The following is a 4,644-nucleotide window of genomic DNA, read 5'->3' as shown; positions in this document are numbered from 1 at the left end:
GTCGGGGAGCCGCTTCTCCAGCTCGTCGATGAGGGACGCGGCGCGGCCCTTGGTCTCCACGATCGCCAGCTTGCAGAACTCGATGCCCGTGCACGCCATGGTCTGGCGGCGGAACGTGCTCGGCCGGACCTGGAGCTCCTCGGCCTCCAAAGCGGCGCTGATCGAGTCGACCCGGTCCCCGGCCACGTCGAGGATGACCAGCTTCTGGTCGGCGGTGGTGCGGACGCGGTCCGACCCGTGCGCCTCGGCGATGTCGGCGACGCGTAGCAGCGTGCTGCCCGACACCCGGCCCACCTTCGGTGCGAAGCCGACGTAGAACTTCCCGTCACGCTGGCGGTGCACGCCCACGTGGTCGCGCTCCAACCCGGGGTCCAGCTCCGGCGCAGGGCCGTCCGCCAGCGCGTAGCCCAGGTACTCCTCCTCCAGTACCTGGCGGAACTTCTCCGGGCCCCACTCCTTGATGAGGAACTTGATCCGTGCGCGGGTGCGCAGACGGCGGAAGCCGTAGTCGCGAAAGACCGAGCAGACCCCGGCCCACACCTCGCTGACCTGGTCGGGGCGGACGAACGTGCCCAGGCGCTTGGCGAACATCGGGTTGGTGGACAGGCCGCCGCCCACGAAGAGGTCGTAGCCCGCCTCACCGGCCTCGTCGCGCACACCGACGAAGGCCACGTCGTTGATCTCGTGGTTGGTGCAGTACGACGAGCACCCGGAGATCGACGACTTGAACTTGCGCGGCAGATTGGAGAACAGGGGGCTGCCGATGTGGTCGTCGTAGACCTGGTGCACCTCCGGCGTGGCGTCCAGGACCTCGTCCTCGGCCACGCCCGCGAGGGGACAGCCCAGGATCACGCGCGGGGTGTCGCCACAGGCCTCCGTGGTGGACAGGCCCACCGACTCCAGCTTCTCCCAGATGGCGGGGACGTCCTCCACCCGCACCCAGTGCAGCTGGACGTTCTGCCGGTCGGTGATGTCGGCGGTGTCGCGCCCATAGTCACGGGAGATCTCAGCGACCGCGCGCAGCTGGGCCACCGACAGCTGACCGCCGTCGATGCGGATCCGCAGCATGAAGTAGCGGTCGTCGAGTTCCTCGGGCTCCAGCACGGCGGTCTTGCCGCCGTCGATACCGGGGGCGCGCTGGGTGTAGAGCCCGTACCAGCGGAACCGCCCGCGAAGGTCGGCGGGATCGATCGAGTCGAATCCCGCCTTGGAGTAGACGTTGATGATCCGGTCGCGGACGTTGAGTCCGTCGTCGTTCTTCTTGTTCTCCTCGTTCTTGTTCAGCGGCTCGCGGTAGCCGAGGGCCCACTGGCCCTCGCCACGGCGGCGGCGGCGGCGGGGCTTGGCCGCCGTCGCGGACTTGCCTGGCTGCGCGGAAGAGGGAGGCATCGCGGGTGTCTCCGATAGGGTCGCGGAGTGCTCACGGGCCCGGCGCCCGCACCGCTGGCCCGATCGCGCCGCACGTCGTCGTGCTGGGCGGACGGGTGGAGAACCACGGGTGTGGGAATCGAAGAGGGCGAGCGCCGGGGCCGCGCGCACCCCTGAACAACGGGTGCGTCACAAAGGCGGCGAGATCAACCGACGCTGCAACAGATGGCGCTACGGACCCGAAGGAAGTCCACGTGGCGGCGCACGCAGAGCATGGGGTCCAGAGCAGCGATCATGCATCGAGAATGGCACGCGGTCCGGCCCCTTGTCCAGGCACGTTCGCCACGTCCGCACGTGAGTCACGTCACTCCCGGGCGGTGCCGGGGCGGGCGCCCGAGCCCACGCGGCCGCTAACGTTCTTCCCGTGGTGGGATTCTGGGAGAGCCTGTGGGGCGCGATCGACGCGTGGTTGCGTCGGCACTCGTTCACGCATGGTGCCATCCTGCTGTTCCTGCGCACGATCCGCTCGTTCTCCCGGTACCGGGTGTTCGGCCTGGCCGCCGAGTCCGCCTTCTTCTCCCTGATCTCCCTGCCCGCGCTCCTGCTGTGCCTCCTGGGCGCCCTGGGGCCGCTGGCGGCGGTGCTCGGGCCGGACATGGTCGAGGAGATCCGCCTGTGGATGCTGGACCTGGCGGCCCGCGCGCTGACCCCGGACACCGTGAGCACGGTCGTGGAACCGCTCGTCGACGACTTCCTCGGCGGGGTGCGCGGCGGCCTCCTGTCGGTGACCTTCCTGGTGTCGCTGTGGTCGGGGTCGCGGGCGATGAACGTGTTCATCCGCTCCATCACCATCGCCTACGGACTCGACGAACTCCGGGGGTGGTTGCGCCAGCGCATCCTGGCCTTCGTCGCCTACCTGGGCGGCCTGCTGTTCGCGATCCTGGTGCTACCGGTCCTCGTCGCCGGCCCCGACCTGGTCCACCAGTTGCTCCCGGCGACGGTGGGGCGGCTCAACCACTTCTACTGGCCGGTGGTCGGCCTGCTCGCCACGACCGCCGTCACACTCCTGTACGCGCTCAGCGTCCCGGTGCGCACACCCCCGTGGCGCCACCTGCCCGGAGCGCTACTCGCCACGGTCGTGCTGATGGGCGGTTCCGCCGGACTGCGCGCCTACCTGGACGCCTCCCTGGGGGATGTGAGCATCTACGGGTCCCTCGCCGCGCCGATCGCCATCTTGGCCTGGCTCTACGTCATGGCCGTCGCGGTCCTCGCCGGCTCCTCGCTCAACTCCGAGATCGACGCGATGTGGCCGACCGTGCGCACCGCCTCGGCGCGGGCGGAGATCGCCGACCGCGGTTTCGAACGCGCCGACCGCCTGGTCCGGCGGCGGGAGAAGGCGGTCATCGACACCATCTCCGAGGCGAACGGCCGCTGACGGGCTGGCCGGATCCGGCCATTTTCGGTGTGAACCAAATGCCCTCCCCAGGTGTCCAATCCACCGTCGAGGATGTTCTGGAGGCGTGTGTTGGACCCTGGGAAGAGGAGAATGTGCAGGTCATGGCAGAAATGCGCGGCGCGCCTCCGCTGCCGCGGCCACCATTGACCGAATTCCCCATCCACATCCCGATCCGGCACGGTCACCGGCGGTCAGTATCATCTCGTGCAGCAGTGACGACGTGTTCACCAACACGCGCCCCCTGGCGGCCCCAGGCCGCGAGCCACCGTCATAGCTGATCGAGGTCACCCGTCACCCCTCACACGAACAGGTTCACCTTTCCCATGCCTTCGGAGGCACCATGAGCCGGGCGTCCCGACCGGAGCACTCCCGGCCCACCGTCGTCATCGTCATCGCTCCCGACGAGCGGAGCGCGGAGATCTCCATCGAGGGGCACCGCCAGATCGTCACCGGTCAGGCACCTCGGGAGACCAGACGCGCGGCGCTGGACGTCGCCACCGGCTACGCCGCCGGGATCGGACGGCCGGTGCTCGTCGACGCCCGTGACGCCAACGGCTTCTGGCGGTTGGTCGCCACCCCCGACGGTGTGGTGCAGGCCGCCGACACGGTCGAACCCGGCCGTCCACAGGCCCCCCGCCCCGAGGAGGGACGGCGCGGTCGGCGCGGGCGGGTCCCGCTGATCGCCGGGGCCGCCGTACTCGCGCTGGCCCTGATCGTCGGCGCGGGCGCCCTGACCCTGCGCTTCCTTCCGGAGGCACCGGCCACCCCCGCGAGCGGGGGCACGGAGGAGGCCGCCGAACCACTGCCGTGGCCCGCGCCCCCCGGCTTCGCCGGGACCGTCGTGTTCGACGCCGAGGTGGCGCCCGGGACCGAGCCGAGGGTCAGCAGGGACGGCGAACTGCTGTCCGTGATCGCTCCCGGGGACCAACTCCATCTGTACGACGCCGAGGGTGAGCGCCTCTGGGCGGCCGACCTCCCCGTGGAGACGGGAGAGTCCTTGGGCATCCCGCACATCGTGCGATACGACGGTGCCCCCGCCGTCGTGTTGGAGACCGCCGACGCCCTGCTGTTCTGGTCGGAGGAGGGCGGCGCCCCCGATCGCGTCGACCTGCCCGACGACGCGGTGGCTCAGTACGCCGGTGAGTCCGTGCTCGTGCGCACGGACGAGGACGACTTCGTTCCCGTGGGCGGTGAGCTCCGGGAGGTCGAGGTTCCCGGGGGCGCGGCCTCCATGCTGGCCGAGGGTGATCGCGTCCTCACCGCGGTCGTGGACGGCCCTTGGGTGTGGGTCGACCCGGACGGAGGCTCGACCGAGGTCCACGCCCAGCGTCCGGAAGGGGCGGGCGAGATGGACCGGGTGCTCACCGCCCTGCGGGAGTACGTCATCGTCCTCTGGCGCTCCGCCGAAGGCGACGGAAGCCACATGGCCTTCCACGACGGTCAGAACGGCGCCGTGGTCGCCGCGATCGAGGTCGACGCCTCCGACCTCGAGGGTGCGGGATACGCGTCCTGGCCGATCGGCACACGGACGGCCTCCTACGGCCCGACCGTGGTCGACCTGGAGAGCGGCGACGGCTCCGTCGTGCCGGGCTTCGCAGCGGAGATCGCCGTCGGCGACCAGGTCTTCGGTGAACTGGACGGGCGCTCCGTGGCGGTTCGCGCGGACGGCACGGTCTCCGACCTCCCCGAAGGAGCCGAGCGGCCACAGGGACTGCTCGGCGACAACGCGGTCGTGCTCCATGACGACCACCTCTATGCCATTCCCCCTCAATGAGTACACAACGAAGATAGGAAAGGAGACGGATGTCCCCCAAGAAGCG

The 4,644-nt window shown here is 70.3% G+C and carries 3 protein-coding genes; 2 read left to right on the top strand and 1 reads right to left on the bottom strand.

Annotated elements, in window-relative coordinates:
- Positions 1-1,389 (bottom strand): nitrite/sulfite reductase (locus D471_RS33585; protein ID WP_017598270.1); only part of this gene is annotated, 1,389 nt, incomplete at its 3' end.
- Between the two features lie 403 nt (positions 1,390-1,792).
- Between D471_RS33585 and D471_RS0108740 the strand changes: the two genes are divergently transcribed.
- Both D471_RS0108740 and D471_RS0108735 read left to right on the top strand, forming a co-directional pair.
- Positions 1,793-2,803 carry a YihY/virulence factor BrkB family protein gene (locus D471_RS0108740; RefSeq protein WP_017598269.1) on the top strand — a complete coding sequence of 337 codons (1,011 nt, stop codon included), beginning with the start codon at positions 1,793-1,795 and terminating at the stop codon, positions 2,801-2,803.
- A 361-nt stretch (positions 2,804-3,164) separates the two neighbouring features.
- The gene (locus D471_RS0108735; protein WP_017598268.1) at positions 3,165-4,598 is read left to right on the top strand and encodes a hypothetical protein; all 1,434 of its coding nucleotides are present in this window, start codon (positions 3,165-3,167) and stop codon (positions 4,596-4,598) included.
- Positions 4,599-4,644 lie beyond the last annotated feature (46 nt).

Source organism: Nocardiopsis lucentensis DSM 44048 (genome assembly GCF_000341125.1).
Classification (GTDB): Bacteria; Actinomycetota; Actinomycetes; order Streptosporangiales; family Streptosporangiaceae; genus Nocardiopsis; species Nocardiopsis lucentensis.
Note: the sequence above shows the minus strand (reverse complement) of the source record. Positions and strands in the feature narration are given on the sequence as shown.

Excerpts from the sequence above, each read along its gene's own strand:
- D471_RS0108735 (WP_017598268.1), top strand. The coding sequence starts at position 3,165 with ATGAGCCGGGCGTCCCGACCGGAGCACTCCCGGCCCACCGTCGTCATC.